The following is an 18,927-nucleotide window of genomic DNA, read 5'->3' as shown; positions in this document are numbered from 1 at the left end:
ATGTTACTGGTATCAGTCACCAGCTCGTAGATGCAATCCCAGATTTCCCAAAATCTTCTGGGTGCGTTTTAAGGATTTAAGCTGCAGCCTGCTCATTAGCAGGAGCTTTTGTTGTTTGGTACTTAAATTTTTTAAATTGATTTTTTGCTGGTACAAAGTAGCATTTCTGATATCATTTTCCATTCTATAGGCGAGTGCAATAGAAAAACGATTCAAGTCCAAGTATTTTTCTAGTCCTTTGTGTTTTTTAATTTCGTCCTCATAAGATGAAAAGTCAGGTAATGCTCTGTTTTTCATATCTGTCTGATCAGAGCGATTTTCAGCAGACTCATCGATAATCGCGGTTACTTGAAAACTGAAAGCGACGTTCAAATTCATACCTATCCTTACAAACCAGTCGATGTCTTCAAAATGAGTCAACCTCTTATTAAATAATCCTACTTTTTCAATAGCTTCGGTTTTGATCATTAAAGTAGAACAAGTGAAAATACTATTCAAGAAATTGTGTTCAAAAAAATGTTCTAATAGCTGTTCATTTTCATTTTCAAAATGACTCCACTTAGTTTCTAATATGTTATTAGATCTTTTTAATTTGTAATTTGAAGCGACAGCTTGAGCTGCTGGGAATTTGGTAAATAGAAGGGCCAATAAGGAAAGGTGATCGGGCCTCCAATAATCGTCTGCGTCTAAAAAAGCGATACTGTCGTAATTGTTTTCTCGTGCAAATTGTAAGGCGTTATTACGAGTAGTACTTACACCTTGATTTTCTTGAGAGCGAATTAAAACTCGGTCACTTTCCATATGTTCCACAAGTTCTAAGCTTTGATCTGTGGATCCATCATTGATGATTAAAAGATCAAAATTAGTATACTCCTGGCTCAATACGCTATTTATAGCTTGCAATACAGTTGCTGCTTTATTATAAAGGGGTATGTGAACGAGTATTTTGATAGTTAGAATGTTATGGAGTCTATTAGGAGGTGCAGGCTTTTGTCATTTTTAAATTCAATCATTGTTGCGGTACGTTCTTTTAATAGGTCTTCGTCGAAATTTTTCTTCATTAATTTTAAAACGGCGTCTTTCCACTGTTTATTAGAGTTGGCTATAACGACATGATCAAAAATAGATTTTTCAGTTGCCATGTCTTTATTTGCAATCACATGCCTTCCCGAGAATAATGCTTTTAATAATTTTAGTTTTAAACCGCTTTTTTGAGACGCGTGCATCAAATGAATATGTGCGTTTGCAATAAGGTTGTTTAACTGGTCCCAGTCTGGATCGCTTACTAAAGTAACATTATCTTTTTTAGCACAGAGCTTTTGTAGTTCAAAAGAGGGTTCTTTTCCGGCAATAATTAATTGATTATCCAAATCATTGAAAATATGCTCTATTAAAAACCTAGCGCTATGGTCGTTTTCACTCACGTTCAAACTTCCATGAAATAAGCTGTAATCTCCATTTCCTAAAAGACTCGTCACTTCTTGATCCGTATGAAAAGCATTCACCTTTTTTACTTCTGGTTGCACATATCTAGCCTCAAAATAAATTTGATCATCATCTGATATAGTGGCTAAAACTTGAGCATTTTCTAAAACAGTCTCATAGCGTTGCAATCGATCGCTCTCTGTTTGGAAATAGATTTTTTTTGTCTTTGAAGTGTGTTCAGCTAGTTTTTTATAATATTCATGCTCGATATTATGACATCTCACTATTTTAAAATGACTCTTTAAAGACTTGTGATTTAAGTAATAACAAGTATGCAAGCCTTCAAATAAAATAGGAGCATATGTCTTTTGTAATCGATGAAGTAGTTTTTTACTTCTTCTGGAATAAACAATATAAGGTAAGCTGGCAGAAATACCGTAGAAACCTATTTTACGGCGGTAGTAAAAAACTTCCTTGCAGTAGTGGTTAAGCTCTTCTTGAGGGGATCTGTCACTGTATTGATAACAGTGCAGGGTAATTTCAATCCCTTGCTCGTACAATGCCTTTATTTTATAAAAAACATCGATAACACCCCCGTAATTTGCTGGAAGCGGAATATCAAAACTTACGATATGCAGCTCGCGTTTCAAACGGCTTTTTGTACTACCTCAAATATTTCTCCGTCGTCACACTTCAGTGTTTTAGAAGGATATTTAAGAATTAATGCATAATCGTGAGTAGCCATAAGAATTGTATTTCCGTTCTTATTGATTTGTTGTAAAACCTCCATGATTTCCACACTGGTTTGTGGGTCTAGATTTCCAGTAGGCTCGTCTGCAATGATTAATTCTGGTTCGTTGAGTAATGCTCTAGCTATTGCTACGCGTTGCTGTTCACCACCAGAAAGTTCGTGAGGGTATTTAAAACCTTTAGTTTTCATCCCTACTTTATCGAGAACTTGTTCTATGCGCATCATCATTTCTTTCTTTCCTTTCCATCCAGTTGCCTCGAGAACAAACTTTAAATTATTGTTGATAGTGCGATCAGATAATAGCTTAAAGTCTTGGAAAACAACGCCTAGTTTGCGACGCAGGTGTGGGATTTCCTTTTCGCGCAAGCGGGCTAAATCAAAATCAACAATCATACCTTCTCCTTTTTGAAGAGGGATATCACCGTATAAAGTCTTCATTAAAGAGCTCTTACCGCTACCGGTTTTACCTATCAAGTAAACAAATTCACCTTTCTCGATTTCTAAATTGACATTTTTAAGAATGAGGTTATCCTTCTGGAAAACATCTACTTTACTTAATGATAAAACGTGACTGGGCATAAAAAAGTTAATTTGATGTAAAGTTAATCAAGATGTGGATAAGATTATGAATAATTAATGAGCTTTTAAGTCGTTCTATCTCAGGAAATCATAATTTTACTTTAACAATTAGAATCCTTCTTATTATGAGAAAACTAGCAATGGCACTGTTGTTTGTATTGAGCTTCACTACGATTACTAACGCACAACAGTCCAAAATATTTACTGATGATCTCGCGACTTACAATCAAGCCTTGGATCTTTATCAGGAAGATCAATACCTCGCTGCACAACGACTTTTTGAAAAAGCAATGCAGTCTTCTAAAGATGAGGTGGTTAAAGGTAACGCTTCCTACTATATAGCAAATTGTGCTGTACGACTCAACCAGCGTAATGCCGACCAGTTGGTGGAGCGTTTTGTAGAAGAATACCCTACTTCAACTAAGAGAAACTCTGCGGTTATAGATGTGGCAGATTATTATTTTGATAATGGTAATTATAGAAAAGCGGCTACATGGTATCAAAAGGTGGATACGGGAACGCTTTCGCGAAAGCAAATCAATCCTTATTATTTTAATACAGGTTACACTTTAGTGCAGTCCAGAAAGTATGATGAGGCCAAGCCGTTCTTAAATCGTGTGAGTGATGATCCCGAGTATGGAAGCAAAGCAAAATATTATCTCGGGTATATCGCTTATGAAAGTGACGAGTTGCAAGAGGCAAGTGATCTTTTTGATGAAGTAGGATCTTCTCCAGAAACAGATGAGAAACTTTCTTACTATCAAGCAGATTTAAATTATAAGTTAGGAAGATTTGATAAAGCCATTGAGCTGGCAAAGTCACAATTGCCTAAATCTAATCGCAACGAGCAATCAGAATTGAACCGAATTATAGGTCAGTCACTTTTTAATCAGGAAAAGTATGAAGAGGCACTACCTTATCTCATAGAGTACAAAGGGGTGCGTGGGCGCTGGAATAATAACGATTACTATCAGTTAGGATACGCGTATTACAAGGAAGGTGACTTTGAGAAAGCCGTAGAAACTTTTAATAAGATCATAGACGGTGTAAATGCTACCGCTCAAAACGCTTACTATCATTTGGGGCAAAGCTATATCAAATTGAACCGTAATGAAGATGCGCTCAATGCTTTTAAAAAGGCAAGTGAGATGGGTCTTGATGATCAAATCTCTCAAGATGCTTCTTATAATTACGCAAAGCTGAGTTATGAAAACGGTAACCCTTACGATAGTGTGCCTGGTGTCATTCTTGCGTATTTAGAGACCTATCCTAATAGCGTTAAAAAGGAAGAAATGAATGCGTTTCTTATTGATTCTTACTTCTCTTCAAAAAATTATGAAGAAGCTCTTAAGTTATTAGAAGACGGAAGAATAAAAGGTAACCAGGCGGTTTATGCTAAAGTAGCCTTATTCCATGGGCTTAATTTATATGCCGCTGGTGCATATAGAGATGCGTTAACAAATCTGAACAAGGCGGTTGAATATATTAGTGACCCAGAACTGAAGAAAAAGGCTGCTTTCTGGAAAGCGGAAAGTATGTATGAATTAAATGACTTTGTAGGTGCGTATGACAATTTTAATAAGGTGAGTTCTATGCGCACTTCTATAGAAGAAGACGATTTATATAATTATGATATGGGGTATACCCAATTCAAGCTTAAAAAATATGAAGAAGCCATCAGTTCTTTCACAGATTATATCCAACAAGCTTCAACCAAAAATAATCGTGTGCGTCTAAACGATGCTTACCTAAGAATAGGAGATGCTAACTTTGTAACGAAGAATTACTGGCCGGGCATGGAAGCTTATAATAAAGCAATAGAGATGAATGGTTTCAATGCAGACTATGCTGCTTTTCAAAAAGCAATTTCCTATGGTTTTGTTCAAAGGAATGAACGCAAAATTGAAGATTTGGAAGAATTCATTACCAAATTTAGAACTTCGAGCTATCGGGATGATGTCATGTATGAATTAGGGAATACCTACATCAATACCAACCAAGCAGTTAAAGGAGTACTTGCCTATGACAAACTCATCAGTGAGTATCCTAACAGCAGTTACACCTCACAAGCGATGATGCGTAAAGGATTGCAATTGTATAATGAGGGTAAATTAGAAGTTTCCTTAACGGTGTTCCAACAAGTTGCTGAGAAGTATGCAGGCACACCACAAGCAATACAAGCCATCAGTAGTTCTAGACAAGTGTACATTGATCAAGGACGTACAAATGATTATGCGGTATGGGTAAGAGGTCTCGATGGAGTAGAGATAACTGATAATGAGCTGGATGATACTGCTTATGAAAGTGCAGAGCAGCCATTTATTCAAGGAGATATGAGCGGCACGGCTCGGGAAATGAAAAAGTACTTACAGCAATTTCCTAATGGGAAGTATGCTTTAAAAGCTCATTTCTATCTGGCACAGGCACAATTTTCTCAAGATAAAAAGGCAGAAAGCATTGTTCATTATGACTACGTCACCAGTAAAGAGCGCAGCGAGTTTACCGAGCAAGCACTAGCGAGACTTAGTGAAATACACTTGGGAACAAAAGATTACGTAAAAGCGATTCCGGTATTAAAGCAACTCGAACAATTAGCAGACTTCCCTCAAAATGTGATTTATGCACAATCTAACTTGATGAAGGCGTATTATGAAACAGAAAAGTATGGAGATGCTGTTACCTATGCTAATAAAGTCTTGAGCGATTCCAGTATTGAAAACAATGTAAGGTCTGATGCAGAGATCATCATCGCTCGATCTTCTTGGAAACAAGGAAATGAGGCAGCAGCAAAAGCTGGTTATGAAAAAGTAAGACAGACGGCTACTGGAAGTCTTGCTGCAGAGGCTACCTATTACAAAGCTTATTTTGAAAACAAAGAAGGAAAACACGAAGCTGTAATTACTACGGTAAACGGATTGAGTAAAAACTATGGAGGTTATAAATTATGGAGTGCAAAAGGCTTGGTGCTCATGGCGCAAAGCTACTACGCACTGAACCAAACGCTTAATGCAACCACTATCCTTGATGCTGTTATCGCCAATTTTAAGCAATATCCCGATGTTGTCGTAACAGCACAAAATGAGCTTGCCAAAATCAAAACTGAAGCTGCAAAAACAAATTCATCTGTCGTACCGACAGGTCAAAACTAGCAAATAATGAATTTCAATATAAAAAACACCATTCTTGCTGCTATTGCTTTAAGTGCAACAATCGCAATAGCACAAACAACAGAGGAAGAGGAAAATAGATTAAACGGTGGGACGATCACACTTGTTAAACCTTATGATCCGTCTATTAGTGATGCTTTTAAAGTAAAAAGCAACCCTGCTTTTAGCGACACTACTAAGGTGAAAAAGCAACCAGTCACCTATAGTATCTTTTCAGTTCCTGTAGCCAGTACTTTTACGCCTGCAAAAGGAAATCTTTCTAGATTAAAGCCTACTAAGAGAGCTAAATACTTTAAAAATTACGCGAGACTAGGTCTTGGTAATTATGTAAATGTATTGGGCGAATTTGCTGCTAACTTTGAAGTAGATAAAGACAGCGATCTAGGTGTTTTCTTCAATCACATCTCTTCTCAAGGGGGTATAGATGAGGCTATTGCAGATGATTCTTATTCAGATACCTCACTAGATGTTTCTTATGGGATGCGCAACAGAGATATGAGCTGGGGAATTACTGCTGGTGCAAGGTATCAAGGAGCTAACTTGTATGGAGATTACGAGAATACGACCAACCCACTTACAGAAGATACGGATGTAGGGTTTAACTATTTGTCTTACGGTCTTGGTGGTAAGGCTACTTTCTTTGAGGGTGTATTTAAGGATATCGATGTCAACCTAAGAGGAACGACTTCTAGTTATGACGCTAGTGAGATACGTGTTAGTGCGTTACCTCAATTAGGTTTTGATATTATGGAAACTGAAGTTGCCCTTGGAGTAGAGGTAGATTATTTGAGCGGTAGTTTTGATACGCAAGGATTGATTCCAGCTCCAGAAAACTATTCTTATTTAAAAGCGGGATTGAATCCAGCCATCCATCTTTATGGAGATAACTATAAAGTAAAGTTAGGAGCAACAGTGAATTATCTAAACAATAACGAAGCTTCTGAAAGTGATGTATATGTCTATCCAGATGTTGTTGCTAGTTATATAGTAGTAGAAGAAATGTTTATCCCTTATGTGACCATTGGTGGTGGACTGGATATGAACTCCCTTCAACAATTTGCAAATGAGAATGTGTTTCTCGCACCAGCAGTTAACGTTGCCCCAACCAACAGATTAGTAGATGCGCAATTAGGTTTTAAAGGAAAACTCTCAGAGAATTTTGGTTACCAAGTATTCGGTGGTTATAAAATTGAAAACGACAGGTATTTTTATAATAAAGATGCGGGAGCAACATTCACTACAGGAGTGGAAGCTTATCAACATGGGAATGTGTTCTACACACAATATGCTGATTTGAATACAGCTCAATACGGAGCCAGCTTAAGTTTTGATGTAAATACAGCTTTCAACCTGACGTTAAACGCTACCGGTTTTAGTTATGAAGTAGAGAATGGCGATTCCTTTAACAATGTGGCGTCTCACTTGCCAGAATTCACCGCAGATCTCGTAGGTAATTACCAGATCACTGATCAATGGAATATAGGTACAACCCTATATTTTGTAGGACAAAGAGAGGCTTTTAGGAACGGGGTAGGAGCTGAAACTTTGGACTCTTTTATAGACCTTAATCTAGATATCAATTACAAGATCAATCCTAAATTAACGGCATTCTTACGAGGTCAGAATCTAACCGGTGGTAACTATGAATATTATTTAGACTATCCAGTTCAGAATTTACAGATTATGGGAGGAGCCGTTTATAAATTTGATTTTTAAAGTTTCGCTTTCGCGAAAGCGGAATAAATAAAAAGTAAATCCATATAAAACTCACTCTAGAAACTTGTAGTGAGTTTTTTTATGCCGCTTTATTCCCAAGGGCAGACTTCAACCTTACCTCTTGAAATCGCACTAGATTCGAAAATTGCAAAACCTTTGCGATCAAAACTCATTAGCCTTTGTTTTGCTCATCTATACATTCCTTTCGTTCTGTAAAACTACACCAGTCAGATGCTGTTACTAGAGGAAGGAGTGGTTAAAATGTGTTTTTGATTAGAAGCACAAACTTTTCTAATAATTGCTTTAATAAAATTTACGCCTTATTTTTAGACCATGAAAAAAATTCTATTCCTCTTAGTTATTATGTTGACGGTTTCTTGTCAAGAAGAACCACAACCTACTGCCGATCTTATAATTGAAAACGCAACGATTTACAGCGTAGATGATGCATTTTCTAAAGCTACAGCAATAGCCGTTAAAGACGGTAAAATCATTTTTATGGGCTCGCAAGAAGAGCTGGCCAAACAAAATTTGATCGCTTCTAAAACGGTCGATGCTTCTGGAAAATTTATGTATCCAGGATTGATAGATGCGCATTGTCACTTTTACAGGTTAGGTCAGCAAGTACAACGAGTAGATCTAGTGGAGACTAAGAGTTATCAAGAAGTGCTGGACAAAATTCAGGAATTTCAAAAAGCAAATAATAAAGCTTTTATTATAGGTAGAGGTTGGGATCAAAACGATTGGGAGATTAAAGAATACCCAACTAATAAAGAACTCAACGAACTCTTTCCAGACACTCCGGTGGCCATAACTAGAATCGATGGACACGCCATGATTGTAAACGAAACGGCCTTAAAAATGGCTGGAATTGATACCAACACCTCGTTTTCTGGCGGTGATATAGAACAGAAGGAAGGAAAACTAACTGGAATTCTTGTCGATAACCCTATGAAACTGGTTAGAGATATTTTTCCTGTTGCAAGCGTTGAAGAAGATATAAAAGCTTTAATGGATGCGCAGGATATCAATTTCAGTTACGGGATTACTACAGTAGATGATGCTGGATTGATGAGGTCCACCATTGAGTTAATAGACAGCCTTCAACAAGCAAAAGTTTTAAAGATGAAAGTTTATGCGATGATCAGCAATACTCCTGAGAACCTTGATTATTATTTAAATAAAGGCATTGTAAAAACAGATCGATTAAATGTGCGATCTGTAAAGTTTTATGCAGACGGTGCATTGGGAAGTCGTGGTGCTGCCATGAAAGAATCTTATTCAGACAGACAGGATCATTTTGGCGCTTTGTTGAGCAGCGTAGAAGATATTGAAGGGATTGCAAAGCGTATTGCTGCAACAGATTATCAAATGAATACGCACGCTATAGGAGATAGCGCTAACTACGTGGTATTGAAAACCTATAAAGACTTGTTAAGCGGTCAAAAGAACAGGAGATGGAGAGTAGAACACGCACAAATTGTCGATCCTGCAGACTTTGATTTGTTTGATGAAGAAAACATTTTACCTTCAGTTCAACCTACGCACGCTACCAGCGATATGTATTGGGCAGAAGATCGAGTAGGAGAAGAGCGCATCAAAGGTGCTTATGCTTATAAGAAACTACTTCAACAATCTAAAATGCTGGCATTAGGAACAGATTATCCAGTGGAACAAGTAAATCCATTTTTGACCTTTTATGCAGCTGTTTCTAGAAAAGATACCAGCGGTTATCCAGATAATGGGTTCCTCGCAGATCAAGCACTTTCTAGAGAAGAAGCCTTAAGAGGAATGACCATTTGGGCGGCTTATTCTAATTTTGAAGAAAAGGAAAAAGGCAGCTTAGAAATAGGAAAAGCAGCCGATTTTATACTATTGGATCAGGATTTAATGACTGTGGAGGTAGAAAAAATACCGCAAATGAAAGTTCGCGCAACTTACTCTAACGGCGAACTTGTCTATGCTGCTAAGTAATACCGTCAATCTTAATCAGTTGTATTGGGTATTATTCAGTTGGGCTATTCTCTTTAAGTTTCCAGTCTAGGTATTTGTGTAAATCGGTCTCTATCCATCCGGTTACAAAAGTCAAGACGGTGAGGTCATCTATAAAACCCAACCCTGGAATAAAGTCTGGAATCAAATCAATAGGCATAAAAACATACAATAGTGCTGTTGTTATGGCAGCGATGGTAAACCAAGGGATTTTATTATAAACTCCTTTTCGGAAATCTTTGATCATCATGAACATGATTTGCGCGAGCTTGACATATTTTTTTAGAAAGCCAGAATGGGCAATCTTGCTGGAGATGCTTTCTTCTTTTTCGATGGCATCATCTACGTCGGCTAGAGTAGTTTGATCTACAGCGTCAAGGGTGTATTCTTCGTCTGGTAGGCTTGTTTTTTTTCTAAATAATCTCATGTTGCAAATATTTGATTAAAGTCCTTGAAAGATTTGAATTCTAATGAATTACCGCTAGGATCTTGGAAGAACATAGTAGCCTGCTCGCCGGGCAGTCCTTCAAATCGTATGTACGGTTCAATTATAAAAGTAATTTCTTTTTCTTTTACCGCTTTCGCGAAAGCGTGAAAAATATCCCACTCGAGAACCACACCAAAATGTGGAACAGGAACAGCTTTTCCATCTACGGCATTTACAGCCGCTTTTTGAGCTTCTTCGGTCACATGAATAACAAGTTGATGTCCAAAAAAATCAAAGTCTACCCAATGATCAGAGCTGCGACCTTCTTTGCAGCCTAAGGTATCGCGATAAAATTCACGAGTGGTCGTGATTTCTTTAACAGGAATGGCGAGGTGGAAAGGAGTTAGTTTCATTTAATTTCTTTTTTCTGAATATAAAAATAAATAATTGCAACAACTATATTGCCTATAAGAACAGGTAAAATTTCATAAGCTGCTAGTGGTATTAATGACCTTAAATAATCATTCTATCCTCTACTACATAAGCCAAAACCAAAGAGTAAGACCAAAAAAAGAATGGATAGGGTCCTGAAATAGGCATTAACAAAGTTTCTAATCATTACTTTTTTTAAAATAAAAAGCCAGCTTAAAGATAAGCTGGCTCATTAGAATATGTAATGTTTTATTTATATAATACCATCTACGATTCCGTAAGCAACAGCTTCATCAGCTCCTAACCAGTAATCGCGATTAAAATCTTTCATTACCTTATCAAAGGTCTGTCCACAGTTATCAGCAAGTAATTGCGCACTTAATTCTTTAGTTTTAAGAATTTCATGTGCGGTAATTTCAATATCTGCGCTGGTTCCACGAGCACCACCACTAGGCTGGTGTATCATGACACGACCGTGTTTTTGAATCAATCGACGTCCTTTTTCACCACCAGAAAGCAATATGGATCCCATAGAAGCAGCAAGTCCGCTACATACCGTACTTATAGGGCTCTTAATTTCTTTCATCGTGTCATAAATAGAAAATCCAGCAGTGACATAACCACCAGGGCTATTGATCACAAAAGTGATTTCTTCATTGTTTAATGAATCTAGATATAACAATCTATCAACACAGTGTCTGGCTGTCTTCTCATCTACCATTCCCCAAATGAACAATTTGCGTTGCTCTATGTAAATTTGGTCTATTTTATCTTGGAGTTTTAATTCTTTACTCATTCAATTTTTATTAGGGGTTAAAAATAAGGAAACTTAAAAAATAAACAGATGATTTAACAAGACTATATCGTCTCTTCTTGTTGGCCATATTCATTTTTGTATATTTTCACTAATAGTAAAAGTAAACTTACCAGAAGCGGTCCAAAAATAAGACCTATAAAGCCGAAAAGAGGTACCCCTACTACAACTCCAATAAGAGTTACTAGAGGATGCACGTCTGCAAGGCGTTTTTGAACAACAAGCCTAAAGAGGTTATCTGTAGACCCCACCACTACCAGTCCATAAATTAAAATCCCAATAGCCGCGCTGGTATGCCCTTGAGAAAACAATAATATGCAAACTGGTAAAATCCCTATTGCAGTTCCTACAATAGGGATCATACTACCTATGGTTGTAATGAAAAACCAAAAGAAAGGGTTTTCTACACCAAAAATAAAATAACCCACTAAGGCAACTACGCCTTGAAGTAAAGCAACTAAAGGAATTCCTATCGCATTAGATTTGACCAAATCAATACTTTCCCTTCCTATAATATTTAGATTTTTTTCATTTAGAGGCATGTAAGTAACAGCTGCCTTGAGCCATTTTTCACGTTCGACTAACATGAAATATAAAAGGAAGAGCATGATTCCTGCAGAAATAAACATCGTTAGACTGGAGCTTGCTAGGTTCTGAATGTTTTTAGAGATCCAGCTGCTCGCATCGCTAGAATTTATATTTTGTGATAAATTAATACCGATCAGGTCTCCTGTTTTAGCTACTTCTGTTTTAACCGAATCTATTATATTAGTGCTGTTTTTTAACGTGGTTTTTACTTTTGCGCTCATCATTACTGCTATTCCAGCAATGGGTAATAGAATAACTGCAAAGGATAAAGAGGTCAGAAGAGAGGAGGCAAAAGCGGGTTTCCATTTTCTTTCTTCCAGCCATTTTTGTAAAGGTTCTAATAATACATAAAGGGTGATAGCTCCTAAAACCCCTCCTAAATAGGGAGTTAATTCTTTTCCTATAAGGATAAGAATACATAGAATAACTAACAGAATGAATAGCTGACGTGTTTTGTTAGTAGGTATCTGACTAGTCATATAGTTGTTGATTATGCAAGGCCTCGATAAGCTCTAAGCTTCATAAGCATAAAGTTAAGGAATTAAGAATAATAAATGAACTTATTCAAATGGAGTTATGGCTTCTTTAAAAACTTAACTATTTCATCGACAACCTCTTGAGTGTATAAGCTGTGACCACCAGTTTCTGAGGTGTGTGTTATCGCATTAGGCATTGCTGATGCAATTTCTTTCATTGCCTCAAAAGGAACAATAAGATCATTGGGGTTATGAACAACTAATGTTGGAATAGCCACCTTTTTTGCAAAGTCTGAGGCATTAAAGTCTTTTATATAATAGCCAAAATTATTTTTTAGTAAATGGTTCAAGCTTTTGTAGACTGCATCATTAAAACTTACAAGGACTTGATAACCTTTCATGATTACTTCTAGTCTATTAGGGCTTCCCAGCAGGATTAATTTTTTTATAGAGGCATGTGAGTTTTTTGACTCTTGAAAAATGGTAGCCATGGCTCCTACGCTATGAGCAATTACTATTTGTGGTTCATATAATTCAATCGTAGTCTTGATGATCCTAGAATACTTTACAGCCGTAAATAAAGTCCCGTCACTATTTCCATGTGCTGGAGCATCAATACTAATGATGTTGTAGTCTAATTTACGTAAAGGATCAACAAGATATTTCCATCTAAAGCTGTTGGATTCCCAACCGTGATTGAGTAAGACCGTTGGCCCAGTTCCTTTCCAGTGGTACAACATAAATAATCCGTCTTCAAAGGCTATTTGCTGAGTTCTTGCCGTAGAAAGAAAATCTTTTTGGTGGTCCAGGACCTTTCCCTTTCGTGGAGTGCTAAAAACTTTAAGAGCAACAGCTGCTGCCTTTTCTTTAGAGAATAGGTGTAACGTATTAAAATAAAAGCCATACAGTTTAGGTATGGCTTTTTGAAATATTTTTTTCATGGAGTAGAACTTACCAAGATACAAACATGTACTGAGGTGTTGCGTCTTCTGGAATCATTGTTTTTTCAATAGAAGCACTGATGTCAAATTTCACATCGGTAGGTAAATTATCTTTAGAAATAGAGAAGTAGAAATTCTCATCGTTTACCCAAACGACTGCATCATCGATCATGTTATCTACACTACTGATTTTGTAGGCAGCACTGATGTCTTTGTAACTGCTGTTTTTAGTGATTCCTTTTATAGTGGTAAATCGCTCATCACGTATAATTACGTTTTCTATAGTTGCTGTGCTGTCTAGAGCTTCACTAGGAGTAAGGGTTAATAAATGAGCACCACCTTTTTCATAGATTTCGATCAGATTGGCCCCATTACTAAACTCATCGCCTTTTAATTGTCTTACGATACTGTCATTGGCATAAAGACTATCCAGTTGGAATACTTTCATGCCTTTAGTAAGATGGCCTACACGGTCTTTATTCCATTCAAATGGATCCTGACTTTTAGAGCAACTAGCTAATACAATGATTACTGCTACTAATGCGATTACTTTCTTCATATTATTGTTTAAAGGTGTAAAATTACAATTGCTGCGCAAATTACACGAGTTTTGGTTTAACTATTTTGTTATTGTTCCAACTATTTCAAAGCTTTACCTAGAATTCCCATAACGCCTCTTATAAAAGAAGCACTGGTAAGCACCTTGATAATAGGGTGCTGACGCGAACTCCTAGTGGAGCGAGATGAGCTGTTGGTTTTAGCTTTTTCTTTAGCTGCCTTTTCTCTTATTTCTTCTTCGTTTGCTTTATCAATTTTTTCTTGTAAAATCTCCTCAGCACTCTCCCTGTCTATTTCTTCATTGTATTTATCGGTAAGCTCTGAGTCTGCAATAAGGTCACTTAGTTCTCTATGGGTAAGGATGTCCATGCGGCTTTCTGGAGCACGCAGCATGGTTGCGGCAAGTGGGCTTGGTCTTCCTTTTTCATCTAGAGCGCTTATTAGGGCTTCTCCTATTCCTAGTGACGTCAGTATTTCGGCTGTATCGTAATAATCAGTTTCAGGATAATTTTGTGCCGTTAGTTTTATCGCTTTCCTGTCTTTTGCGGTAAAAGCTCTTAAGGCATGTTGCACTTTAAGACCCAATTGACCCAATACACCTTCTGGAATATCAGTTGGGTTTTGAGTGACGAAGTAAATACCTATTCCTTTAGAGCGTATCAATTTTACGATGCTTTCTATTTGATTTAATAAAGCTTTGCTGGCGTTGTCAAATATCAAATGTGCTTCATCAATAAAAAGTACCAACTCTGGTTTATCGCTATCTCCTTTCTCTGGAAAGGTAGAATAAATTTCGGCCAGCAGACTCAGCATAAATGTAGAGAACAGCTTAGGGCGGTCTTGAATGTCAGTCAGCCTTATGATATTTACATACCCGTGGCCTTCCCGATCTTTTCGGACCAAGTCTTTTACTTCAAAACTGCGTTCACCAAAAAATCGTTGCGCACCTTGCTGTTCCAGTTCAATAAGTTTTCTTAGAATGGCTCCTGTAGAAGAAGTGGAAATACGCCCATAAGCCGATTGAAACTCATCTTTCCCTGCTCCTGTAGCGTATTGCAATACCTTTTTTAAATCTTCTAGATCCAGTAAAGGCATTTTGTTATCATCACAATATTTAAACACCACAGAGATAATTCCAGCTTGTGTTTCTGTAACATCGAGAATTCTAGATAGTAATACCGGACCAAACTCGCTCACGGTAGCTCTCATTTTTATTCCATCTTGCTCAGAAATGGTCAAGATTTCCACTGGGGATTTTCGTTTTTTAAAATCTAATCCTATTTTTTCATGACGCTCATCGATTTTAGCGTGCCCTGGACTTGGAGCTGCAATACCCGAAAGGTCTCCTTTTATATCCATTAATAAAGAAGGTACTCCATGTTGCGACAGTTGCTCTGCAATAATTTGAAGTGTTTTTGTTTTTCCAGTTCCAGTAGCACCAGCGATAAGGCCGTGACGGTTCATAGTTTTTAAAGGGATCTTGACATGAGCGTTGGTCAAGGTTTCACCATCGAGCATGGCAGCTCCCAAAATAATAGCAGCTCCTTTAGGAGCATAACCTTCTGAAATGTGTTTGAAAAATGCTTCTTTTTTTGACATTCAACTGTTTTTTAATACCGTAAAAGTACAGAATTGATCACATATTTTAAATTTAGGATGTTTGCCACCCGTTAAAATAGTTTTAAACCGGTTGAAGTTTAATGAAAACAACTGCTAAAACGTATCTTTGCCGCATGCTAGAAAAAACCCTACAGCAACAAGTAGAAAAAGGCACCATGTTGCCATTGATGGAAGAATTTTACACGATTCAAGGTGAAGGATATCACACGGGTCGTGCCGCTTACTTTATTAGAGTAGGTGGTTGTGATGTTGGTTGTCACTGGTGCGATGTGAAGGAAAGTTGGGCGCCAGAAAAGCACCCGCCTACTGGAGTAGATCACATAGTTGCTAACGCAGCTAAATACAGTAAAACAATTGTAGTGACAGGTGGAGAACCGCTTACTTGGAACATGGAACCCCTTACTACAGGTTTGAAAAATGCGGGTCTTGATATTCATATAGAAACCAGTGGCGCATATCCGCTTACTGGTCAGTGGGACTGGATTTGTTTATCTCCTAAGAAAGCAAAAATGCCGTTGCAAGAAGTCTATCTATCAGCACACGAGCTTAAAGTAATCGTTTTTAATCGTCATGATCTCGCTTTCGCGAAAGCGGAATCTGAAAAAGTATCTTCTCAATGCAAGCTTTTTTTACAGCCAGAGTGGTCGGTGCGTGAAAAGATGATTCCGTTAATTACAGAATTTGTAATGGAAAATCCAGAATGGCAAGTTTCTTTACAGACCCATAAATATTTGAACATTCCTTAGGGAGTGACCATTGTAAATGCAATGCTTGCTATAGTATCATCCCATCCTAAAAAAAGTAACCCTCCATTTTGTTGCTCCACAAAACTGATAGAAAAAGATTCTATTTTTTGTGGAGATGGAAGCAGGTCCATTGTTGCCGTTAGTAAGTTTTTAGAGGGGTCGTATTCTAATCCTGATTGTGTAGTAGCCGTGTTGAGTATGAACTTCCATTCTTCCTCACCAGGAATCGTATAAAGAGAATAACTACCGGCTTTTACTAACTTATTGTTGATTTTCACATCTTGGTAAAAAGCAATTTCTGTTGCTTCATTTGCTCCAGTTCTCCAAACTGCGTTAAACGGCACTAGTTTTCCAAAGATTTCTCGATCTTGTTTTGAAGGACGGCTATAAATAACTCTAGCAACAGCTGCTTTATTTGTATCTCGATACATCACAACATCCAGTGGGCTTTTGTCTAATTTTGAGAAAGTGAGGGAGTCGTCATTCTGTGAAAACAGGAGGAATGAAGAGCATAGAAAGAATAAAAAAAGAAGTTGCTTTTTCATGTGGGAGTCATTGGAGTGTTAAAGATATAAAATAAGTACTATTCACACCACAAGCCTATTAATAATTTGTTAATAACTTAAGAGTGTATTTTTGAGGTAAAGCCCTATAAACATTAGGGGTTTCTTATATTTGTGTAATACCCATATCAGAGTGAAAATCATACATATTTATGAGCGAAGACAATAAGAAAAGTTATGGTGCTGACCAGATTCAAGCACTAGAAGGAATGGAGCATGTGCGCATGCGTCCATCGATGTATATCGGAGATGTAGGAATAAGAGGTTTACATCATTTAGTTTACGAGGTAGTAGACAACTCTATAGATGAAGCCCTTGCTGGACATTGTGATAATATCACTGTTCAAATTAATGAAAACAACAGTGTTACCGTAACTGATGATGGTCGTGGAATACCTGTTGACATGCACAAGAAAGAAGGTGTGTCTGCGTTGCAAGTAGTGATGACAAAAATCGGTGCAGGAGGGAAGTTTGATAAAGATTCTTATAAAGTTTCTGGTGGACTTCACGGTGTAGGTGTGAGTTGTGTAAATGCGCTTTCTGATCACTTAAAAGCAACTGTTTACCGAGATGGTCAAATTTGGGAACAGGAATACGAGCGCGGTAAAGCCATGTATCCTGTAAGAGCTGTAGGAACTACTGATAAAAGAGGAACTGATATCACTTTTATTCCTGATACTTCTATATTTCAGCAAACCATAGAATTTAATTACGATACACTAGCTAATAGATTACGTGAGCTTTCTTTCTTGAATAAAGGAATCAAGATTGTTCTAACGGACGCTAGAAGACAAGACGAAGAAGGAAACAACATCACAGAGCTTTTTCAGTCTGAAGAAGGTCTTAAAGAGTTTATACGTTTCCTAGATGATACGCGTAGTCCTATTATTGAGGATGTTATCTCTATGGAAGGAGAAAAGAATGGTATTCCTGTAGAAGTAGCGATGATTTATAACGACAGCTACTCTGAGAACTTACATTCTTATGTCAACAATATCAATACCCACGAAGGGGGAACACATTTAGCTGGTTTCCGTCGTGGACTTACATCTACACTAAAGAAATATGCAGATGGTTCAGGACTGTTGGACAAATTGAAATTTGATATTTCTGGAGATGATTTCCGTGAAGGTCTTACAGCAATTATTTCTGTAAAAGTACAAGAGCCTCAATTTGAAGGACAGACGAAGACTAAATTAGGAAACCGTGAGGTGACTAGTGCGGTTTCTCAAGCGGTTTCTCAAATGTTGGAAGATTACCTAGAAGAGCATCCTAATGATGCTAAGACCATCGTTCAAAAAGTAATTCTTGCCGCTACAGCGCGCCACGCAGCTCGTAAAGCTCGTGAAATGGTGCAACGTAAAACCGTGATGAGCGGTGGTGGGTTGCCAGGAAAACTTTCTGACTGTTCTGAAACAGATCCTACACTTTGTGAAGTGTTTCTTGTCGAGGGAGATTCTGCCGGTGGAACAGCTAAGCAAGGTCGTGACAGGGAGTTTCAAGCTATTCTTCCTTTAAGAGGTAAAATTCTTAATGTGGAAAAAGCCATGCAACACAAGGTTTTTGAAAATGAAGAGATTCGTAATATTTATACGGCTTTAGGAGTAACTATAGGAACTGAAGAAGATTCTAAAGCATTGAATCTAAATAAGCTGCGTTACCATAAAATAGTAATTATGTGTGATGCCGATATTGATGGTTCACACATTGCAACCTTGATTCTGACGTTTTTCTTCCGTTATATGAAGGAATTAGTAGAGCTTGGTTACATCTATATCGCAACGCCGCCTTTATACCTAGTTAAAAAAGGTGCTAAAAAACGTTATGCATGGTCAGATAAAGATCGTGACGAAATAGCAGAAAGTTTCGGTGGTGCAGCATCTATACAGCGTTATAAAGGTCTTGGGGAGATGAATGCAGATCAACTTTGGGATACTACTATGAATCCTGAATTTAGAACGCTACGTCAAATTACAATCGATAGTCCAGCAGAGGCTGATCGTGTGTTCTCCATGTTAATGGGTGATGAAGTGCCGCCTCGTAGAGAGTTTATTGAAAAGAATGCGATTTACGCAAACATTGATGCATAAATATTGCTTCTGAGTATTAAAAATGTCCTTGTTTATCAAGGA

General features: G+C 37.5%; 16 protein-coding genes. 5 read left to right on the top strand and 11 right to left on the bottom strand.

Features of this window, described 5'->3' with window-relative positions; translation table 11 throughout:
• Positions 1-12: 12 nt before the first annotated feature.
• Genes CW736_RS01440 through CW736_RS01430 form a run of 3 tightly spaced genes read right to left on the bottom strand, consistent with a single transcriptional unit; the run spans position 13 to position 2,755 of the window.
• Positions 13-933: a glycosyltransferase family 2 protein gene (locus CW736_RS01440; protein ID WP_262493807.1), complete on the bottom strand. Its 921-nt coding sequence runs from the start codon at positions 931-933 to the stop codon at positions 13-15.
• 20 nt (positions 934-953) lie between these two features.
• Positions 954-2,075: a glycosyltransferase gene (locus CW736_RS01435; protein WP_101012220.1), complete on the bottom strand. Its 1,122-nt coding sequence runs from the start codon at positions 2,073-2,075 to the stop codon at positions 954-956.
• Positions 2,072-2,755: a cell division ATP-binding protein FtsE gene (locus CW736_RS01430; protein ID WP_101012219.1), complete on the bottom strand. Its 684-nt coding sequence runs from the start codon at positions 2,753-2,755 to the stop codon at positions 2,072-2,074. Before CW736_RS01430 ends, CW736_RS01435 begins: the two co-directional genes overlap by 4 nt.
• A gap of 125 nt (positions 2,756-2,880) precedes the next feature.
• On the opposite strand from CW736_RS01430, the gene CW736_RS01425 reads away from it, so the two are divergent.
• From CW736_RS01425 to CW736_RS01415, 3 genes are all read left to right on the top strand, one after another.
• Positions 2,881-5,904, top strand: a complete 3,024-nt coding sequence (locus tag CW736_RS01425; RefSeq protein WP_198519328.1) for a tetratricopeptide repeat protein — start codon at positions 2,881-2,883, stop codon at positions 5,902-5,904.
• A gap of 6 nt (positions 5,905-5,910) precedes the next feature.
• A complete protein-coding gene (locus CW736_RS01420; protein WP_101012218.1) occupies positions 5,911-7,638 on the top strand; it encodes a hypothetical protein in 1,728 nt (575 codons plus the stop codon).
• A 333-nt stretch (positions 7,639-7,971) separates the two neighbouring features.
• On the top strand, positions 7,972-9,612 hold the full coding sequence (locus CW736_RS01415; RefSeq protein ID WP_101012217.1) for an amidohydrolase: 1,641 nt from the start codon (positions 7,972-7,974) through the stop codon (positions 9,610-9,612).
• Positions 9,613-9,643: 31 nt separating this feature from the next.
• Here the strand turns inward: CW736_RS01415 and CW736_RS01410 are convergent, their stop codons facing one another.
• The 7 genes from CW736_RS01410 to CW736_RS01380 all read right to left on the bottom strand — a co-directional run bounded on the left by CW736_RS01410 (position 9,644) and on the right by CW736_RS01380 (position 15,465).
• Positions 9,644-10,057 carry a YkvA family protein gene (locus CW736_RS01410; RefSeq protein ID WP_101012216.1) on the bottom strand — a complete coding sequence of 138 codons (414 nt, stop codon included), beginning with the start codon at positions 10,055-10,057 and terminating at the stop codon, positions 9,644-9,646.
• Positions 10,054-10,470 carry a VOC family protein gene (locus CW736_RS01405; protein ID WP_101012215.1) on the bottom strand — a complete coding sequence of 139 codons (417 nt, stop codon included), beginning with the start codon at positions 10,468-10,470 and terminating at the stop codon, positions 10,054-10,056. The genes CW736_RS01410 and CW736_RS01405 overlap by 4 nt, the downstream gene beginning before the upstream one ends.
• A gap of 272 nt (positions 10,471-10,742) precedes the next feature.
• Positions 10,743-11,285 (bottom strand): ClpP family protease, encoded by a 543-nt coding sequence (locus CW736_RS01400; RefSeq protein WP_101012214.1) that lies wholly within the window; start codon positions 11,283-11,285, stop codon positions 10,743-10,745.
• Between the two features lie 62 nt (positions 11,286-11,347).
• Positions 11,348-12,370 (bottom strand): AI-2E family transporter, encoded by a 1,023-nt coding sequence (locus CW736_RS01395; protein ID WP_101012213.1) that lies wholly within the window; start codon positions 12,368-12,370, stop codon positions 11,348-11,350.
• A 95-nt stretch (positions 12,371-12,465) separates the two neighbouring features.
• Positions 12,466-13,308 carry an alpha/beta fold hydrolase gene (locus CW736_RS01390; protein ID WP_232735384.1) on the bottom strand — a complete coding sequence of 281 codons (843 nt, stop codon included), beginning with the start codon at positions 13,306-13,308 and terminating at the stop codon, positions 12,466-12,468.
• Positions 13,309-13,318: 10 nt separating this feature from the next.
• Positions 13,319-13,867, bottom strand: coding sequence for a hypothetical protein (locus CW736_RS01385; RefSeq protein ID WP_101012212.1), 549 nt, complete (start codon positions 13,865-13,867; stop codon positions 13,319-13,321).
• Positions 13,868-13,947: 80 nt separating this feature from the next.
• Complete coding sequence (locus tag CW736_RS01380; protein ID WP_101012211.1) at positions 13,948-15,465, bottom strand: helicase HerA-like domain-containing protein; 1,518 nt, start codon at positions 15,463-15,465, stop codon at positions 13,948-13,950.
• 101 nt (positions 15,466-15,566) lie between these two features.
• On the opposite strand from CW736_RS01380, the gene CW736_RS01375 reads away from it, so the two are divergent.
• Positions 15,567-16,232 carry a 7-carboxy-7-deazaguanine synthase QueE gene (locus CW736_RS01375; RefSeq protein WP_232735383.1) on the top strand — a complete coding sequence of 222 codons (666 nt, stop codon included), beginning with the start codon at positions 15,567-15,569 and terminating at the stop codon, positions 16,230-16,232.
• Here the strand turns inward: CW736_RS01375 and CW736_RS01370 are convergent.
• Entirely contained in the window at positions 16,229-16,777 is a 549-nt protein-coding gene (locus CW736_RS01370; RefSeq protein ID WP_101012209.1) for a DUF2911 domain-containing protein, read from the bottom strand. The genes CW736_RS01375 and CW736_RS01370 overlap by 4 nt on opposite strands.
• 170 nt (positions 16,778-16,947) lie before the next feature.
• Here CW736_RS01370 and gyrB point away from each other — a divergent pair, with 170 nt between their 5' ends.
• Positions 16,948-18,885, top strand: a complete 1,938-nt coding sequence (gene gyrB, locus CW736_RS01365) for a DNA topoisomerase (ATP-hydrolyzing) subunit B (protein WP_101012208.1) — start codon at positions 16,948-16,950, stop codon at positions 18,883-18,885.
• Positions 18,886-18,927: the final 42 nt, after the last annotated feature.

Origin of the sequence: Nonlabens sp. MB-3u-79 (genome assembly GCF_002831625.1) — a bacterium.
Taxonomy (GTDB): domain Bacteria; phylum Bacteroidota; class Bacteroidia; order Flavobacteriales; family Flavobacteriaceae; genus Nonlabens.
The sequence above is the reverse complement of the archived record's forward strand: the minus strand, read 5'-3'. Positions and strand labels throughout refer to the sequence as shown.